2 protein-coding genes are annotated in these 1568 nt (G+C 48.4%); both read right to left on the bottom strand.

Annotation, left to right across the window (positions count from 1 at the left end; genetic code table 11):
• Positions 1–1043: replication initiation protein (locus D5269_RS17785; RefSeq protein ID WP_160556459.1), on the bottom strand; the 1043-nt coding region annotated here is incomplete at its 3' end.
• A 331-nt stretch (positions 1044–1374) separates the two neighbouring features.
• Positions 1375–1568: hypothetical protein (locus D5269_RS18445; protein WP_207709162.1), on the bottom strand; the 194-nt coding region annotated here is incomplete at its 5' end.

Below are 1568 nucleotides of genomic sequence, written 5' to 3' on the forward strand. Positions count from 1 at the left end.
CGTGCCTTTGCCGTCAGGATTGTCTGCCGGAGATAGGCGGCTGTTGCATATTGGCAAGCGTCAGGAAAGCTGTCAACGTCAGCCTGAAAACGCTCTATGTCGCTTTCACGTTTCCTTGACCAGCCAAGGTCTTTAAGCAGGGCAAGCTGTTCATCGGTGAAGCCGGAAAACTCTGCACTGTCAAAGCCTTTGCAAATCCTATCCCGCCTTGCCGCTTCTTCGTCATAGACATCATCATAGGACGGCGGCATAATTTCCGGAAAATCATCAATGGACATCTGCCCCGGTATATCTTCAGCCAGAGCAAGCGGCTCCAAGGTGAAGCGTACCGCCTTGACCGTCCTACCCCTCTTTATCGGCTCATAGGAGAATTTGCAGTCAGTCTTTGCGTTCAGTTCTTCGTGGCACTTCTTTAGCACCAATTCGTTAAAGCGATAGTAAGCCTTGTATGTATCGGCAGTACACCGTAGGAGGGTTTTCAAATCGTCCAGAGAAACGTCCCAAGTAAGGTGCATATGCCTGTTCTGTTCGAGGTACAAGAACAAGACGTAGCTGTATCTGGAAGTCAGCTTGACCACGTTCCGCAGGTTGTACCGCAGGTATCCAAGCCGTTCCGGGTTGAAGATATACTCCATAGCGGAGGGGCTTGCCCCTAAGTCCACCTGCCATAGTCCATCTTCGTCTTGATAGCACTCTGCTTTCTCAAACAAGGCTATGAGCGTGAAGCCCTTGCGCTTGTTGCCGTCCTTGATTTTGATAGTCTGAAAAAGATTCTTAACCCGCTTTTCGAGGTCATCAGGCTTTATCTGGGAAACGTCCAAAAGCCGCTCTATTTCGCCTTTCTCAAACCGAATAAACCTCTTTTCCGGGTCATGACTGTTTATCCGTCCGAGATATGCGTCCAGTATCTTAAACTCTGCGAGCGTAAGCCCGGTTTCAGAGAGGGACAAGAGGGGGTTAGACTTCTGGATAAGCAGATTGTCCGGCTCTTTCCCTGCCCCCTTATAGTCCGGGATTGCCGGGAGTTTCTTTCTTCGTGGCATGGTATCACCCCTTTCCTTATCATGATAGCATAGCACCATATTTTTTGTCAATAAAAAGTTGGTGCTTCTTGAAAAAATCTATGGTGCTATCAGGAAAAGTCTATGGTGTTACCGGGAAAAGTCTATGGTGCTACCGGGAAAAGTCTATGGTGCGTCATGGAAAAGTCTATGGTGCTAAAACCCGGAAAGCCGCATAAAATCGGGCTTTTTCGAGTGTCTAAATCAGGAGGGAAATCAAGAAAGATAAATCAAGTGCTAAATCAAGCTATCAATCAAGGGACGACCCCGCAAGCCGCAGTATGTGGATAACTTTTGGGGGTTCTGGAAAGCGTTAGGATTGATTAGCGATAAAAAAGAAAATGAGGATAGGAGCAGAAACGGTCAGGAAAGCCGCTGTAGGGCGTGTACACGCTTTTAGAGGGAGTAGGTAAGGGGAAATACCATACAGCCCCCCAAAGCCGTCCAGAGGGCAAATAAAGGCGAAATAGAGGGTCAAGGAGTGTGCCATTACACCGCCACCCCTCT

Source organism: Anaerotruncus sp. 1XD42-93 (genome assembly GCF_009917605.1).
Taxonomy (GTDB): domain Bacteria; phylum Bacillota; class Clostridia; order Oscillospirales; family Ruminococcaceae; genus Anaerotruncus.